This is a genomic window from Morganella sp. Je.2.23 (assembly GCF_051129855.1).
GTDB lineage: Bacteria > Pseudomonadota > Gammaproteobacteria > Enterobacterales > Enterobacteriaceae > Morganella > Morganella sibonii.
Window position 1 is genome coordinate 142,902 of sequence record NZ_JBCPSQ010000005.1, and the last position, 16,833, is coordinate 159,734.

Genomic DNA, 16,833 nt, shown 5'->3' on the forward strand with positions numbered 1-16,833 from the left:
GCACGTCGGGACTTTTGAGTTAAAATGTAAAAAAGCATTGGGAAAATCGCTCTTTAACCACTGAAAATAATAGAAAAATTGGTTTTATCCGGGATGCTTACAAACTGACCGAACAGGAAAAAGAGAATGTCAGCGCATGGGCTACGCTGGCATCGGGTCTTGCCGGTGGTTTGGTCGGCGGTGATACGCAGAGTGCGGCGAATTCGGCGCAGGCGGGGAAAACGACGGTTGAGAATAATTTCTTAAGCCCGGATGATCGGGATGTAAGAGACAAAGCACTTGAAGATCAAAAGGCTGGAAGAAACCTAAAGGAAGCATCCCAAAATATTATTTATTTATCAGATAAAGATGCTTATACCGACAAATTAGTTACTCTCTATACTATGCACCTAAGTCAGGTAATGTTCGGAATATATATAGTGAAATAAAGCGTAAAGTGACAAGCGGACAAACAACCAATGTAGTGATTAACATGTCGGATACAAAAGTCTCTGTTCCTGAACTACAGCAGCAATTGACTAAATGGCCGGTAATGGGACTGGATAAAGTTATCATCGTTGATAAATCTGGTAATGTTATGAGGATGAAATGAAAAATTATGTCGATAGGAATCACTTGTTTTACAAGCTATAATACTAAGGATTTACAAAAAAAATTGGATTTTTTCACCGTAAAATACCCTGATATTTTCCCGGGGAAGTATTATTTATCTAAGGCTGCTCTTCCGGACTCTATAGACATAGAGATATCTAATGAGTTTGGTTTAATACCAAAATCTTATTTATATATATCGGCAAATGATAAGTCGTTTTCTATATCTATAGACGATATAGCTAGTTTGCTAAAGAATGAATTAGGTAAAAATAATGTAATAGTCCTTCTCAATGGTGAAGATTTGATCTAAATAGCGAACCCTGTAAATAATTCTGTGTAATTGCTACCGCATTAAAGGTGATCGTTCATGCAGTCACCGAATTCAATAATAAACGGTGTCATGGTCAATCGCCAACCCGGGCAATGCCTTTGCTGTGGCGGGTAACAAAAAAGAGAGCAGCAACGCGGCGGTCTCAGACGGCAAATAGATTATCCGCGACACGGAAAACCAGAACCAGAAACAGGACGTGGCAGACCTGAGCCGCGATACGGATGTAAACATCCCGCATAATCGTGCCATTCACATTTAGAGATCCTCCGGCATAATCAATTTGCCAACTAAGGAGAGCGCTATGCGTAAAGCCCGTTTTACTGAGCATCAGATTATCGCTGTGATTAAGTCGGTTGAAGCCGGACGAACTGTTAAAGATGTCTGCCGGGAAGCCGGTGTTTCTGAAGCTACCTACTATAACTGGAAAGCCAAATACGGCGGTATGGAGGCGTCTGATATTAAAAAGATTAAGGCGCTTGAGGACGAGAACCGGCGTCTCAAACAGATGTTTGCTGACCTGAGCCTTGAGAACCGGGCGCTGAAGGACGTTATCGAAAAAAAGCTTTAAAACCGGCTTTTAAGCGTGAGCTGGTCACTCATCTGATAACGACGTTCGGACTCAGTATCCGTCAGGCCTGCCGGAGTCTGAACCTGAGCAGAACGGTTTACCATTATCGTCCGGATATCACACGTGATGAACCCGTTATTGTTGCGTTGCAGGCGGCGACTGAGCGGTATCCGCGATACGGTTTTCCGAAACTTTTCCGGATCCTGCGGCGGCAGGGATATTCGTGGAATCACAAAAGGATCCACCGTATTTACTGTCTGCTGAAGCTGAATTTCCGCCGTAAGGGCAAGCAACGGTTACCGGTACGTAATCCGTCGCCACTGGCCACGCCGGAAGCACTGAATCAAAGCTGGTCAGTCGATTTTATGAATGATGCCCTGGTCTGTGGCCGTCGTTTTCGCACGTTCAATGTCGTTGATGATTTTAACCGTGAGGCATTATCGATTGAAATAGACCTGAATCTGCCGGCCCTGCGGGTGGTCCGTATACTCGACAGGATCGCGGCAAACCGTGGCTATCCGGCCATGCTCCGCATGGATAACGGCCCTGAATTTATTTCTCTGGCGCTGGCTGAATGGGCAGAGAAACATGCCGTAAAACTGGAGTTTATCCAGCCGGGTAAGCCGACACAGAATGCTTTCATTGAGCGCTTTAACCGGACATACCGTACAGAAATACTCGATTTTTATCTGTTCAGAACGCTGAATGAGGTACGGGAAATTACGGAAAAATGGTTATCAGAATATAACTGTGAACGTCCGCATGAATCACTGAACAATATGACGCCGGAGGAATACCGGCAACACCATTATTTAGCCGGGATCTCAAAAAATGCATGGAACTAAAACGGGTCTATTTACAGATTCAGGAACAATTAAAGCGGGTGATCTGCGTTCTGTTTTACCGGAACTGAAATCAGCTCAGATCACTTATCAGTTAGGTAAGTTACTTGATCGTGGATTGATTCAGCCTGTAGAGGATGGTGCCCGTTACTATACCGCAAAATTTTCAAATTCAGATCTGATTCGCGGGGTGATCACGTCATTGAAGAATGAGGGATTTATCCCGGAGTTATAAATACGGAAAACAGGCTGATAGTACTTTATGGTTAAAACATATGGTTATTACGGAAGGTAGCCATGTGTTATTTATTATTGCGTATTACCCATTAATTTATTATATGAAAATTTCATTTCCTCAATAAAATCCTCTCCTATTGTAGGGAAACTTGCAGTAAATTTCTCAGTTTCTTTAACTTTAAATAACGTATAGAGATAGCTTTTTTTACTACTGATAACATGAACAGCAGGAAAAGGGCGATATGCTATTATTTTTTTATTGAGCTCGTTATCAGGAATGAGATTGTATTGGTCACCGGTTATGTCAATGACGATATTATTAATTTCCAGCCAGTAATGTGTTATCTGCTGTCGTCGTCCGGTAGCTGCGCTTATCCCTGTTATCTCTGATTCCGGCCATAACGTTAAAAAATGATAAGCAAGAAGCATCGAAGATAATTTACAGCTCATTATAGGAAAGCAATCTATGACAAGAGGTGTCTGATTTTTATCGCACTTTTCGATTCGTTCACGGAACATTGTGGCTTCATTTTTTATTTTGTTTAATGTCAGCAAGGCATCCTCTTATAGATTGAGTTATGACGATATATGCAAAAATAAGATTAATTATACGTGTAAAGCCGAAGGCTCACTATCATAGATATGAAATCACCGATAGAAATATTATCAGTTTTCAGGATATTAATTAAAATATGCAGAAAATTATCTGTACCGGTAAATGTTTCCTTCTTCTGATTAACGGTAATCCACCTGAAGATTCCTGAATCAGTCTGGCTCCCGACCAAGGATAACCTTCATGTCAAAACTCACCAGACAACTCACGACTGTTGTCCGGAAGAGAGCGGTAGTTTAAGACCGTGGCTTTCGGTTCAAAATTAGTGAACAGAGGAATACCCTAAGGAGGATATCAACTTAAGCACAAATGTGAGGATTAGCCATATCACAGGGGCCGGTTTTTGGGTTTTCTAATATCATGAAATAAAAGCATTATTTCTTACGACAGAAAAGGGATAAAAATAAAACAGCATGATGTTGTGTTTTTATCCATTTATATTGTACCCGGCAGAATGAAAAATCCGGTAGGTTTGTATAATTTCCCGGAATTATATTTTTATTATTATAATTCATTGTATTACGTGACACTTGTATTTGGTTAAATATTTATTTTTCTGATCATAAGGGGAATGGTTGTTTTCTCTATTTTTTACAGTGTATTAGCGAGATATGTTAAAAAATATGATTGTTTGTCATTTTTATGATCTGACATATTTCACTGAGTCAACCGGCCATTAGTGTTACTTCAGGTCAGATATCCTGTTTTTGCAACGATTTTAACTTAAGTGACAGATCCTGTGAGATACAGCCCTTCCTCCGGTCTTTACATATCCGTAAGTGAAATTTATGCTTTAATCATTATCACCATGCGCACTGGCTGATGACGAAGTCACTCGTCCGGTAACGATTTGTTACCTGTTAATAAATAAGGAATTTTATCATGCCAACTCCATGCTATATCTCCATCGAAGGTAAAACTCAGGGCAATATCACTACCGGTGCGTTTACCGCTGAATCCGTCGGCAACATCTATGTGCAGGGTCATGAAGATGAGATGCTGGTGCAGCAGTTTGATCATATCGTCACCGTCCCGACAGACCCGCAGTCCGGTCAGCCATCCGGCCAGCGTGCGCATCGTCCGTTTAAATTTACCGTTGCGCTGAACAAAGCGGTTCCGCTGCTGTACAACGCCCTGGCCGCCGGTGAAATGCTGCCGAAAGTGCAGCTGAAATGGTACCGCACCTCCGTTGAGGGCAAGCAGGAGCATTTCTTCACTACCTCGCTGGAAGATGCGACCATCGTCAATATCGACTGCAAAATGCCGCACTGCCAGGACCCGGAAAAAACGGATTACACCCAACTGATCGAAGTGTCACTCTCTTACCGCAAAATCGACTGGGAACACACCGTTGCAGGCACTTCCGGTGCTGATGACTGGCGTGCGCCAATCGAAGCGTAATGTGCTCACAGACACCACAAATTCCTCCGGGGGTTTGTGGTGTTCCTGCTTTCCCGCAGTGATCCCCCGTATTCCGGCGGGTCACCCGCCTGATCAGTTCCGGAGCCGGTATGTTTGCTGAAGATCCCAAAAAGAAGGCGGCAGATATCGCCGCACTGAAAGATTCTCTTGTTCAACAGGCGGGTGATGCCGCAGCGGAAAAAGCCACGGCCGCGTTGTCTGCTCCGGCACAGAAAGTGGTTACCGCTGCGCGTCAGGTTCAGGCGGCCACATCGCAGATTCAGGCTGCGGCATCTGCTGTGAGCACCGCAAACCTGATCCCCGGCGGCGGATTTACCGGCGGCCTGAACAGTTCTGCCCCCGGCAGTCTGTCCGGACTTTCCGGCTCTGCCGGTGAGATTGCAGGGGCGCTGCTCTCCGGTCGTTCACCTTCGGGACTGGTATTTACCTGTAAAATCGGCCGGTTACCGGAGCAGACTTTTCAGGTCACCGAATTCTCGCTCAGTGAATCTCTTTCTTCGCTGTTTTCACTGACCATCAGCGCGGTCAGCCTGCTGCCGTCGATCACATTTGAGGAGCATTTAGGCTCCGCCGCCTCACTGACGGTTACCCGTGACGGTGTCAAAGTCCGCACCGTGCAGGGGCTGCTGGCCTCTGCCGAACAGGGCAATACCGATGGCAACAAAACCTGGTATCACTTTCTGATCCGCCCGGAAATGTGGATCATGACCCTCAACCAGGACAGCCGTATCTTCCAGAAGCAATCCGTGCCGGAGGTGCTGGCAACATTGCTTAAAGAAGCTCACGTCAAAAATGACCTGAAATTCTATCAGGACGAACTGCATCAGAAGCGGGATTACATCACCCAGAAGCGTGAATCCGCTTATGAGTTCTGGTGCCGTCTGGCCGCAGAAGAGGGGATTAACTTCTGGTTCGAGGAAGGCCCGAAACTCTTTTACAGTGACAACCATCTCGGCATGACCGCCGGTATCAATCTGACTTACAACCCGCAGGCGGATACCGATATTAGTGACAGCACCGCGTTCTCCTGGCGTTACGCCGAACAGTTGTGCAGCGATGTCATTATCCAGAAAGATTACAACCCGGATCGCCCGTCATATCCGTTTAAACATGAAGTCACCGGCGAGGTACATAAACAGCATCCGGTGTATGAAAGTTACGGCCGCTATCATGACGACGAGACTGGTAAACCGTTCACGCAACTGCGTTATGAGCAATCCCAGAACCAGCGCCAGACCGGCACCGCAGGAACCAACTGCTTTGCCCTGATGCCGGGTAAAATCTTCACCCTGAAAAACCATCCGTCGGCTGCGATGAATCAGCCGTGGCAGGTCATTACGGTGAATCATCACGGTATCCAGCCGCTGGCGGATAACGGCGGCGGTGAAGGCACTAAATTCAGTAATACAGTGCAGTTTATTCCCGGTGCCCGAGAATGGCGCCCGCCGTTCCGCTTCCGCCCGCAGGCGGACGGTGACGAGTTGGCAACCGTGGTCGGCCCGAAAGGGGAAGAAATTTACACCAATGAGCAGGGCGCGGTGAAAGTTTATTTTCACTGGGACCGCTACGGCAAACCGGATCACAGTGCTTCCTGCTGGGTACGGGTGGCGATGGGCTGGAACGGCGGCGGCTATGGTTTCTCCGCCGTACCGCGTATCGGCCAGGAAGTGATCGTCTCTTATCTCAACGGCGATATTGACCGCCCGATTATCACCGGCTGTACCTATAATGGCCGTAATTCACCGCCGTCGGCATTCCCGGGCAGTAAAACACAAACGGCTTTCCGTACAAAAACACACAAAGGCGAGGGATTCAACGAACTGCGCTTTGAGGATGAAAACGGGAAGCAGCAGGTCTTTATTCATGCTCAGCGGGATATGGACACGGTGGTACTGAATGACCGCAGCACGCTGGTGAAAGCGAATCACAGTGAGCTGGTTGAAAAAAATCAGAGTATGACGGTCAACGGCCACCGCAAAGAAGAGATCGGTGAAAATAACAGTGAAACGGTCGGAAAACATAAATCGGTGGCAGTGGGAAATACCTTGTCAGTGACCGCCGGTGATGTGATCGAATTACGCTGCGGTGCCAGTGTATTGCGGATGGACAGTGCCGGACGGGTGACGATCAACGGGACTGAATTCAGCTTTGAAGCCAGTGGTCCGGTGCAGATCACGGGCAAAGACATTGATTTGAACTGAGGAGGGGATCAGATGGAATTTCGTAACCTGACACCATTTTCAGTGATGAATTACAAAATGCTGGATACGGATGATATTGAGCATCATGTCATTGCGATGAAAGTGGGGTATGAATTAGTGTCCGGCGGTAATAACGGGGACTATACCCCTCGCCTGCTGACGGATTTTGCACTGGTGTCTGAAGATCAGTTTACGGGGAATCTCAATACATCATCTGTTTTGATCGAAAGTGATCTGGCTCCGTTCAAGCCCCGCTGTGATGTTCTTGTTAACGGAATTGCCTATGCGCCGGATGATGTTCCGGCGGAGTCAATAGTTGTCTCATTGCTTATGACAGACAGGCATCACAGAGTATTAATCGAAAAATCCCTGCGCTGTTTCGGGGAGCGTCAGTTTGTGCTCGATGAAAACTCAGGTGAATGGCAGTTAACGGCTCCGGCTGCGGTACGTCAGTTACCGGTTGATTACCGCTATGCGTTCGGCGGGGAATGCAAAATTTACGGACATGATGCACTCAGTCGTCCTGTCGCCGAAGAGGCATTACTTTCTGATATCCGGCGTGCTGCCCATCCGGAAAAAGAGTCGGTACCGGTAGCTCACAGTACGGAAGAGCATAACCCGCTGGGGCAGGGATTTATAACATCATGGTATCAGCAATCCCTGAATGTTACCGCGTTTGCCGCACCTCAGACTGAATCTCCGGAATATCCCGTTACCGCCGGGTGGGTCGTGTCACAACTTAATGGTGAGCAACTGCCGCACGGTATCGCCGGTTTTGGTGCTATAGGCCGGGCATGGCTGCCCCGCCGGTTGCTGGCAGGAACTTATGATGAAACATGGCTGAATCAGCGTCATCCTTATCTGCCGCATGATTTTGATTTTAGTTACTGGAACTGCGCGCCGGAAGATCAGCAAATCGCCTTTCCGGCGGGTGATTTCTCCCTGACTCTGACTAATTTAACGGCCGGTGGCATTGTCCGTACCACCTTACCGGGACACCGGCCGTTTGTTTTACTGAGAATGGCGGAAGGACAGCTTATCCCTCTTAAACTCAATCCGGATACGATTGTGATTGATACTGAAAAACTGCAACTTTCCCTGACTTACCGCTTAATTTTTGAAGCGGATCTGCCCGTACGGGTATGTGAAGCCCGTTTTGAAACGGATCCTGCTGCGCCGCTGGTCCGTTTTGCCGAACCTCAGAAGGAATTGACCCATGGCTGATAACTACCTGGCCCGCCGGCAGGGGGAATGGCTGGTGATTAGTCTGACACCGGATGTGTGTAAAACCCCGGTGGGATCATCGACACCGCCGATCCCCTATCCTGTGATTGCGAAGCTGGAAACGTCGGCTTCGGTGGTGTCGTCAGTCAGAGCTAATGGTCATCCCGCAGTGGTATTTAATCAGAGCTTTATTCCGGCCACCTTAGGCGATGCCCCCGGTGTGGCAAATGGCATTAAAAGCGGGACTGTCGGCGGAAAGTGTTATCCGAAAGAACATTCAGGCAGTGTTTGTGCAGGGAAAAAACGGATCCTGCGTCACGGCGATAAATTCTGGATGAACGGGAGGTAGAAAAGTGCAGGAAATGAAAGTGTTTGCATGTTTTTCAGATAACTGTACATCTTCTTCAGTTCAAATTCAGGAGGAATACGGAAACCTGGAGTTACCTAATGTCAATGACCGGGAAAAATATGGTGATTATGTACAGGTTCTTGAATATGAAAATAATGGAAGATCTGAAGTTTTAATTTTTGCCAGGCAGAATGACGACGATATAAAAATTTATAAATATGATATTGATACCGGAGAAGATAAAGAGCAGATAGTTACAGCGGAAGAATATGATGCAGCTCTGGACAGGATAAGCAGTTCACTTCCCCGTTCAAAGGATATGCTTTATGCCAATAGCCCGGCAAACGGAAATACCATCGGTGTCATCACTGCACAGGCCAGAGCTGCTGCCGTTTCTGCACAGCAGGCTAACCCTGCGGTGATCGCTGAGACGGCCGCTGAGCAATACAGACTTACCGATCCCACAATAACTTTATTGTCCGCAGAAGATGCGGAAAGAGTACGTCAGTGGGCGGAAGAGAGAAAAGAGGAATTAACGGCCTGGGCAACTCAAACCGGTAATGAAATTTCGGCTGCACTGGATTCGCCTTTTGAAGGAATCAGCGGAGCTATAAAAGATACCTGGAATATTGTGCCTGATGTGCTCGATTTAGCGTATGCAGGGGCACAGATTATTGAAATAACCGCAAGTACTCTGGGGGCGAAAATTGCGGGGCTGTTCAGTGATAAATGGGCTAAAAAAGCGGAAGAGCATGCAGATAGTGTTAAAAGTCAGCTGGGTTATTCGGCGTTTAATTTTGCCAGATTTGAAAATCTGTCTGAAGCCGAAAAAGGCGGGGCATTTCTGGCGATGATAAATCCGCTGGGGTTGGTAAAAGCAACAGGCCGGAAGCTGGAAAAAGAAATTGCAGAGGAAGCGGCTGAAATTATCAGCAAAAAACCGTCCGCCGGAGGGGTGGTGAAACCCCGTGAAGTTCCGCCGGATAAAACACCGGATACCGCGGCAGCAAAAGTCAGTGAAGATACGAAAAAAACACAGTCTGGCAGTGACGGTAAAGGAACGGATAATAATAACCGTAATGTCGGCGGTGACCCGGTGGATTTGGTCAGCGGGGATTTTATTCAGTCATGGCCGGTTATCTGTATTCCCGGTCTGTTGCCGGTTGAACTGACCCGGACATATTACTCCGTCCAGTCAACCCGGGGACTTTTCGGTGAAAAATGGGCAGATGACTGGTCAATGTATCTTGAGATACATGATGACACTGCTGATTTTCAGGATCCCGGCGGAAACCGGTATACCTTTGAAATATCCGGCGATGAAGTCCGGTCCCGAAATTTACGTGCTCCGTACTATCTGCTGTCAGGCAACCGGAAAACGGGGTTACAGATACAGGATAACCGCCGTCAGCGGGTATATCACTTTGAACCGGCGCCGGTATTGCACCGCCGTCTGATCAAAATTACCAATTTACAGGGTGTTGCCTTACATTTTCATTATAATGAAGACCGGCAGCTCAGCCACCTCTCCCGCGATGACGGATTCATAATCCGGCTGCATTATCAGCAACATCAGCTGATGTATATTGATTATAGCTGTGACAACCGGACACAGCGGCTTGTTTCATGCCGGTACGATAATTCCGGTTATCTGAGTGAGTGTGATGCTTTTCAGCAAAACCACCTTTGGCACAGTTATACGCCAGAAGGGTGGATGACCGGATGGCAGGATTCTGACCAGACTTCGCTAACGGTTACTTATGATGACCGGGGGCGTGTGATACAAACGCATTCTGACAGCGGATACTGGTGCGACCGTTTTGTTTATGACGATACATTACGGCTCAATACCTATATCGACGGTGAAGGCGGGCACTTCCGTTACTATTACAATGAAGATAACCTGGTGGTACGCACACTTGATCCGTCAGGCCGGGAAACCCGTACAGAATGGCGTGATTTTCAGAAAATAAGTGAAATCAATGATATTGGTGAAATCACGCGGTATGTTTATCATGCCAACGGATTACCGGCACAAATTTATCTGCCGGATAACCGCAAGATTGGCTGCGAATACAATGATAACGGACAGCTCACCCGCTATATCGCACCAACAGGAGATGAGTGGCGGCTGAATTATGATACTGCCGGTAATCTGATCTCAGAGACTGATCCGCAGGGCCGCGTCCAGACGTACGAATACAGTGTACATGGTGAATTACTGAAAGCCGTTTCACCTGACGGGGCGCAGTGGCGGTATGAATATACGTCTGCGTATCAGCTGAGCAGAAGTATCAATCCGTATCTTAACAGCACGGAGTATCAGTTTGATGAACTGGGACGCCTTACCCATCTCACGGATGCACTGAATAATACCACCCGTTATAACTATGACTCGTCTCATGCGGGGGTTAACGGCAGTATCAGTGATATTTTCCTGCCTGACGGCGTACATCAGCATATTGATTATGACAGTGAACGCCGGGTGGTGGCGGTCACTGACGGCGAGGGCAAAATAACCCGTTACCGTTACGGGCCGTTTGACCTGCTGCTGGCGATGGTCCGTCCTGACGGTACAGAAATCCGCTTTGAATATGACAGCCTGACGCGGCTGAAAAAAGTGATTAATGCGGCCGGGGATGAGTACTGCTATGAGCGGGACAATGCCGGGCAGATTATCCGCGAGACCGATTTTACCGGACGGGAGATTCAGTACCGTTATGACCGGCTTGGCCGCCGCACGGCCACCCGTTACCCGGATCAGCATGAAATCCGCTGGTCGTACTCCCCGGAAGGGCTGATTATCCGGCAGGATATCTGGTTTGATGACGGCACACGCAGTGAACTGAAATCCGCCACGCGGTACGAGTATAACGCCCGGATGCAGCTTATCCGTGCCGAAAATCCGGATGCGGTCACGGAATTTGAGTATGATGCTGCCGGGCGGCTTATCTGTGAAAAAATCAATGGCCGAGAAATTCAGCATGCGTGGAATGCGCAGACAGACCGGCTCACGCAGACACGGTTCGGGTCGCAGGCATTACAGTATCAGTACGGATTACAGGGTGAACTGACACAGTTTCAGGCCGGAAAACACCAGCCGCTGCAACTGAACCGCAATGCGCTCGGGCAGGAATACCTGCGTCACAGTCAGTCCGGTTTTGCCTCGTCACGCCATTACACGGCGACCGGTATGCTGGCGCATCAGACAGCCGGGCGCGGCTCGGGCAGTTATCTTCAGGCGTTGCGGGATAACCCGGTACAGCCGCCTGCCGCCAGTGATGTCAACCGGAGCTGGCAGTATGATAAAGCCTATAACATCACGGCGATTGATGACCATCGCTGGCGCCGTATGCAGTACCGCTATAATCAGAATGACCAGATTGAGAACACGTCCTTCGGCGGTTTATACCCTCAGACAGAGCAGTTCAGCTACGATACCAATCTGAACATCCGGCAGCAGACGCTGATACCTGGTGAGGCACAGGGTGCCCTGCATCAGTTATCGCAGCAACAGCAGGCGGGACGGGTGGTCCGGCGCACCACGGCAACCGGTCATTTTGATTATCACTACGATATCAACGGGCGTCTGGAGCGGAAAACCGAGCACCGGAACGGCTTCCGGCCGCGCGAGTGGCGCTATCAGTGGGACACGTTAAATCAGCTCACATCCTGCTTCACCCCGCAGGGCGACTGCTGGCGTTACACGTATGATGCCTTCGGCCGCCGCCTGAGTAAATATCAGGTGGTTGATACTCAGGAACAAATCCACAACCAGCACCTGAATCTGCCACCGAAAACCCGTGGCCGGCAGTACCTGTGGTCCGGCAATCAGATGATTGAGGAAGTGCCGGTCTATGCGGACGGCACGGTGGCGTATGACGCCGGGATTCAGTGGCTGTATGAACCGGGCGCACTGGTTCCGGCAGCGCGGTATGAAAAAGGGAAACTGCATTACCTGGTCACCGACCATCAGGGCACACCGCGTGAAATTTTCACGGAAACCGGGACGATCAGTTGGGCAGTACGGCCGGACACGTGGGGACAAATGGCGTTCTGGAGCCTGAAAACCAGTGCCAATGACCCGAATTACACCGAATGTCACTTCCGCTTCGCGGGACAATATGAAGATGCTGAAACGGGCTTGTACTATAACCGGTTCCGCTATTATGATAAGGACACGGGACAGTACATCAGCCCTGATCCTATAGGGCTGGAAGGCGGCTTTAATCCGTATGGGTATGTGCACTGTCCTGTGGGGTGGGTGGATCCGTTTGGATTGGCGGGAACATCAACATTTAGCAATAAATATCAGGCAGAAGATGTTTTAGGAAGAAAAGTATATAAAAATACTATTGATGTAATACCAGATGCACCTTCTTATGTCCATCCGTCAGTTCACCCATCAATAAAGGGTAAAATTGATGATGGATGGACAAACTTAGATTTAATGAAGAATGGATATGCGCCTATTGGTCCTGATGGGAAGCAGATTAACTTACACCATGTAATAGGTAAAGAGCCTGGCCCAATGGTTGAACTGGTAGCAACAACACATAAAGATTATCATAAACCATTACATGGACTTATCGAGAATGGTAATAGTTTTAGAAATACCCCAGCACTAGATCGCCAATACAATAAATATAGGCGTGATTACTGGAAACTCAGAGCGAAAGATTTTGAATGAGGTGAGTATGGACAGTATTAATGCATTAATTAATAAATTAAATGATAATGCCATTGATGAAGTATATTGGCTTGGCTCTGCTAATCGTGAATCAATAACTACTCTTAAGGATGCTCTATCTATTGATTTACCCTCTGACTTTATGAATTTTTTATCTATAACTGGTGGTGGAGGGGTTGTTGGAGAAGAAATATCTGGTATTGTGAATAATGATGTGTTTATTGAGTCTGGTGGTTCGATTTATTATGATACAATGAATTGCAGAAAGGATTTTGAATTACCGCCGCATTTATGTGTGATTTATTTTAAGGACGATGATGTATGTTGGTGCATTGATTGTTCAGATGATAAATATGGTAGTGTTATAAATTATGATTTATTTTCAAAGAAAATAACCGGTATCTTACATCCTTCGTTTATGTCATTTTTCAATGAGTATGTTGAACTCAGGATTTAGATGGATAAATTTTAATATTTATATTGGCTACGGATAACTATATGATAGATGAAATCATATAGTTATTTATAAATATAATAACTACTATATAGAATTCCTTAAATCAGCTTATATCTGATTTACCTCACAGGGCGATTGCTGGCGTTACACGTATGATGCTTTCGGCTGTCGCCAGAGAAAATATCAGGTGGTGAACGTACAGAAACCGGTACATCTTTAGCGTCTGAACCAGCCCCAGTAGTTTGTGGCTGGCAGTATCTATGGTCCGGCAATAGATGATTGAGGAAGCGTCGGTATATGCGGACGGCACGGTGGCGTATGACGGTGGGATTCAGTGGCTGTATGAACTGGGTGCACTGGTTCTGGCAGCACGGTATGAAAACGGAAAACTGCATTACCTCGTCACCGACCATCAGGATATATCGCTAGTTCCAATAAAACAACATCAGTCTCTCGGGATTGTGCAAGATTCTTTACACCCAGGAGGGAAGGAGGGAATGAATAATTGGGGAGGAGGAAGATAGCATGAATAATGAAACAATAAGAAATGTTTTACTGAAAGTATTAGATATACCGTGGAATTTAGCATTGTACCTACCTAAAAATACAGTGAACTGGAATTTAGATACACTTGCTATGATTGAAGATCCTGATGATGTTGAATCAGATGAACTAGATGATGATCCTGAAGTTATAAAAGAAGCTAATTATAAATATGTTATATCAATTCAAATATTACAAAGCATTGTCACCAATGCTAAATTACAAAAAGCAAATGTAACTGAAGAAGAGTTACTTCAATGCCTCATTTATTATTTTAATAATGACAATTATTTAACATTTTAGCTCATAGCCAGAAGATCCTTAATCTTCTGGTTTCTTCGTTTTTAAGATATGTTTAGTTTTGTTTTTAGCCGCTGACAAATTTGCTATCAGCGCATCGAGTGCTGCATTGCACTCAGTATCGCTTGCTATTGTTGGTTTTACTGATAATCGATTCTTAATCGCACAGATAATCTAGACACTTCCGAGCCACCGATAATACCGGTGCCCACTTCCTCCAAAATGGAACAGTTATAATCAAATTTTAACACAGAAACCCCGGTAATTTTTTGCCCTCAAAAATTACTTTACTCTCCCTTTTAGCTGATATCTTTCTGAAAATCCCTGAGCACACCGGTTTCACAAGCTTACTCACATTCAGGGATACCTCCATGTCAAAACTCACCAGACAACTCACTACCCTTGCCCGGCAGGGCGGCGGCAGTTTTAAAACCGTGGCGGATCGCTCAAAACTGGCAGCACGCTTTGCGGCGAAGATGGCTGCACTAAATATCCAGATCCGCGATGTGAAACACATCAAAACGCAGCATATTGAAAAATATATCCGGAGCCGTCAGGCGGAAGGGATTTCAACACGCACGCTGCAAAATGAGATGGCGGCAGTGAGAAATATTTTGATCACCGCCGGTCGCGGTAAGCTGGCCGATCCGCAGCATGAAAAACTAAGTAATAAGGCGCTCAGGTTGTCCGGTGCGAGCCGTGACGGCACGAAGGTGGCGATCAGTGCAGAATGTTATCTCGCGGCGGTTTCCGGTGCCGAAAAACAGGACGCCGGTGTGGCGGCGGCGTTGCAGCTTGCCCGCTGTTTCGGGCTGCGGACGGAGGAGGCGGTGCAGTCGGTGAAGTCGCTGAAAACCTGGCAACAGGCGCTGCTGCGTGTGGTCTTCGGTACAAAGGGCGGGCGGCCGCGCGATACAACCGTGATCGACAGAGAAAAAATGCTGCACGCAGTCAATTATGCCCTGGCGACGATGCAAAATGGCCGCCTGATTGACCGGCCGGACCTGAAATCCGCCATTGATCGTTACCGCAATGTCGCCCGCCGATCCGGACTGACCGGCCGGTCCTCGCCGCACAGCCTGCGGTATGCCTGGGCGGTTGATGCGGTGGAGTTTCATACCCGCAACGGCATGAGTGAAAAGGAAGTCAGCGCGATGGTGTCGATGGATCTCGGGCACGGTGACGGGCGCGGGCGCTATGTGATGCGCGTTTACACGAAATCTTCAGAAAGCTGAAAAGAGTTTCTGCTCTCGTTGTCAGTAACAAAAAATTAGTATCGGGCAGATTATTCGTTGTCACTGACAACAGCCTTTTATTAACCCGCGCGGGGATTTTTCCCTGCCGGGAGACATCCCCGTTTTGACTGACAGGGATGTCTTATGAAACAGAAAACTAACCGTAAACCCGTTGTAAAAGCTGACTTATTCCGGGAGGTGACCGACAAAATGATTGCTGCACTGGAATCCGGCACACCGCCGTGGCGTCAGGCGTGGCAGTGCGGAAATGAAGGGCTGCCCGCCAATGCCGTGACCGGCAGGCGTTACGGCGGTATCAATGTGATGCTGTTGTGGTCGGATGCAGTGAATAAAGGGTATGAACGCAACCGCTGGCTGACTTTCCGTCAGGCGCGGGAAGCGGGGGGAAATGTGCGCAGAGGGGAGAAATCCACGACTGTGGTCCTGTTCAAACCGTTTCAGAAAGCGGAGGAGGATGAGCACGGCCGGATGACGACGGATGAAAACGGTGACCTTGTCATGAGGAATTACCGGATGATGGACAGTTTTCATCTGTTTAATATCGATCAGTGTGAAAATCTGCCTGATAAGCTGTGTCCGGAACAGCCGGTACTGCCGGAAGCGGAACGTATCGCCGGAGCGGATAAGATAGTCACGACAAACGGCGTTCCGGTGAGACACAACAACGGCGGACGTGCCTGTTATCATCCGGTTGCTGATCACATCATTATGCCGCAGGCCGCACAGTTCCGGAGCCCTGCGGACTATTACAGCACGCTGCTGCATGAACTGGTGCATTCCACCGGCCATGTATCGCGTCTGGCCCGGGAAGGAATTGTGGATTGTCCGGCAGATAAACATGATCCTGTATATGGATTTGAGGAGCTGGTTGCGGAGATGGGGGCAGCATTTCTGTGTGCAGACCTGGGGATTCAGGGCGATTTACAGCATGAAAGCTATACCCTTATTCATTCAAATTGCAGGTTCGTTGGCCGCACTCAGCCAGCCGGGTCACATACTGATGTATGCTCCCCGTCTGTCTTCCCTTGCCGCCTGCCTGCATTTCGAATGACGTTGGGTAATATCGCGTCTTGGCTGACGATCCTGAAGGAGGACAAACGGGCGATATTCCGGGCTGCGCGTTATGCACGGGAAGCCTTTGAATATCTGACCTCAGAGACAGAAACCTGTCGCTGATATCATAACACTCAGGAGTTACCGGTTGTT

The 16,833-nt window shown here is 47.8% G+C and carries 14 protein-coding genes and 2 pseudogenes; 15 read left to right on the forward strand and 1 reads right to left on the reverse strand.

What is annotated here, in order from left to right:
* The first annotated feature begins 104 nt into the window (after window positions 1-104).
* The 5 genes and pseudogenes from AAZR23_RS15930 to AAZR23_RS15950 all read left to right on the forward strand — a co-directional run.
* Window positions 105-428, forward strand: coding sequence for a VENN motif pre-toxin domain-containing protein (locus tag AAZR23_RS15930; RefSeq protein ID WP_208323418.1), 324 nt, complete (start codon window positions 105-107; stop codon window positions 426-428).
* An 8-nt stretch (window positions 429-436) separates the two neighbouring features.
* Window positions 437-592, forward strand: coding sequence for a hypothetical protein (locus AAZR23_RS15935; protein WP_431739766.1), 156 nt, complete (start codon window positions 437-439; stop codon window positions 590-592).
* 6 nt (window positions 593-598) lie between these two features.
* On the forward strand, window positions 599-904 hold the full coding sequence (locus tag AAZR23_RS15940; RefSeq protein WP_166708603.1) for a hypothetical protein: 306 nt from the start codon (window positions 599-601) through the stop codon (window positions 902-904).
* Between the two features lie 322 nt (window positions 905-1,226).
* A protein-coding gene (locus AAZR23_RS15945) for an IS3 family transposase (RefSeq protein ID WP_434693676.1) occupies window positions 1,227-2,338 on the forward strand; the annotation gives its coding sequence in 2 pieces (ribosomal slippage) (window positions 1,227-1,488 and window positions 1,488-2,338; 1,113 coding nt in all).
* Window positions 2,339-2,360: 22 nt separating this feature from the next.
* Window positions 2,361-2,570 (forward strand): annotated as a pseudogene (locus AAZR23_RS15950) (Fic family protein); the annotation flags it as partial.
* 74 nt (window positions 2,571-2,644) lie between these two features.
* Here the strand turns inward: AAZR23_RS15950 and AAZR23_RS15955 are convergent.
* The gene (locus AAZR23_RS15955) at window positions 2,645-3,091 is read right to left on the reverse strand and encodes a hypothetical protein (protein WP_283624048.1); all 447 of its coding nucleotides are present in this window, start codon (window positions 3,089-3,091) and stop codon (window positions 2,645-2,647) included.
* A gap of 976 nt (window positions 3,092-4,067) precedes the next feature.
* Here AAZR23_RS15955 and AAZR23_RS15960 point away from each other — a divergent pair.
* From AAZR23_RS15960 to AAZR23_RS16005, 10 genes and pseudogenes are all read left to right on the forward strand, one after another.
* The gene (locus AAZR23_RS15960) at window positions 4,068-4,586 is read left to right on the forward strand and encodes an Hcp family type VI secretion system effector (protein ID WP_434693678.1); all 519 of its coding nucleotides are present in this window, start codon (window positions 4,068-4,070) and stop codon (window positions 4,584-4,586) included.
* 110 nt (window positions 4,587-4,696) lie between these two features.
* Complete coding sequence (locus AAZR23_RS15965) at window positions 4,697-6,808, forward strand: type VI secretion system Vgr family protein (RefSeq protein ID WP_338856420.1); 2,112 nt, start codon at window positions 4,697-4,699, stop codon at window positions 6,806-6,808.
* 12 nt (window positions 6,809-6,820) lie between these two features.
* Window positions 6,821-8,032, forward strand: coding sequence for a DUF2169 family type VI secretion system accessory protein (locus AAZR23_RS15970; protein WP_434693680.1), 1,212 nt, complete (start codon window positions 6,821-6,823; stop codon window positions 8,030-8,032).
* The gene (locus tag AAZR23_RS15975; RefSeq protein ID WP_112550237.1) at window positions 8,025-8,381 is read left to right on the forward strand and encodes a DUF4150 domain-containing protein; all 357 of its coding nucleotides are present in this window, start codon (window positions 8,025-8,027) and stop codon (window positions 8,379-8,381) included. Before AAZR23_RS15970 ends, AAZR23_RS15975 begins: the two co-directional genes overlap by 8 nt.
* Before the next feature lie 319 nt (window positions 8,382-8,700).
* Complete coding sequence (locus tag AAZR23_RS15980; RefSeq protein ID WP_434693682.1) at window positions 8,701-13,071, forward strand: HNH/ENDO VII family nuclease; 4,371 nt, start codon at window positions 8,701-8,703, stop codon at window positions 13,069-13,071.
* Between the two features lie 7 nt (window positions 13,072-13,078).
* Window positions 13,079-13,528: an SMI1/KNR4 family protein gene (locus AAZR23_RS15985; protein WP_283624044.1), complete on the forward strand. Its 450-nt coding sequence runs from the start codon at window positions 13,079-13,081 to the stop codon at window positions 13,526-13,528.
* Window positions 13,529-13,774: 246 nt separating this feature from the next.
* Window positions 13,775-13,941 (forward strand): annotated as a pseudogene (locus AAZR23_RS15990) (RHS repeat domain-containing protein); the annotation flags it as partial.
* A 112-nt stretch (window positions 13,942-14,053) separates the two neighbouring features.
* Window positions 14,054-14,374: a DUF7716 domain-containing protein gene (locus tag AAZR23_RS15995; RefSeq protein WP_434693684.1), complete on the forward strand. Its 321-nt coding sequence runs from the start codon at window positions 14,054-14,056 to the stop codon at window positions 14,372-14,374.
* Window positions 14,375-14,742: 368 nt separating this feature from the next.
* The gene (locus AAZR23_RS16000; RefSeq protein WP_434693686.1) at window positions 14,743-15,606 is read left to right on the forward strand and encodes an integrase domain-containing protein; all 864 of its coding nucleotides are present in this window, start codon (window positions 14,743-14,745) and stop codon (window positions 15,604-15,606) included.
* A gap of 144 nt (window positions 15,607-15,750) precedes the next feature.
* Window positions 15,751-16,803, forward strand: a complete 1,053-nt coding sequence (locus tag AAZR23_RS16005; RefSeq protein ID WP_434693689.1) for an ArdC family protein — start codon at window positions 15,751-15,753, stop codon at window positions 16,801-16,803.
* The last annotated feature ends 30 nt before the right edge of the window (window positions 16,804-16,833 follow it).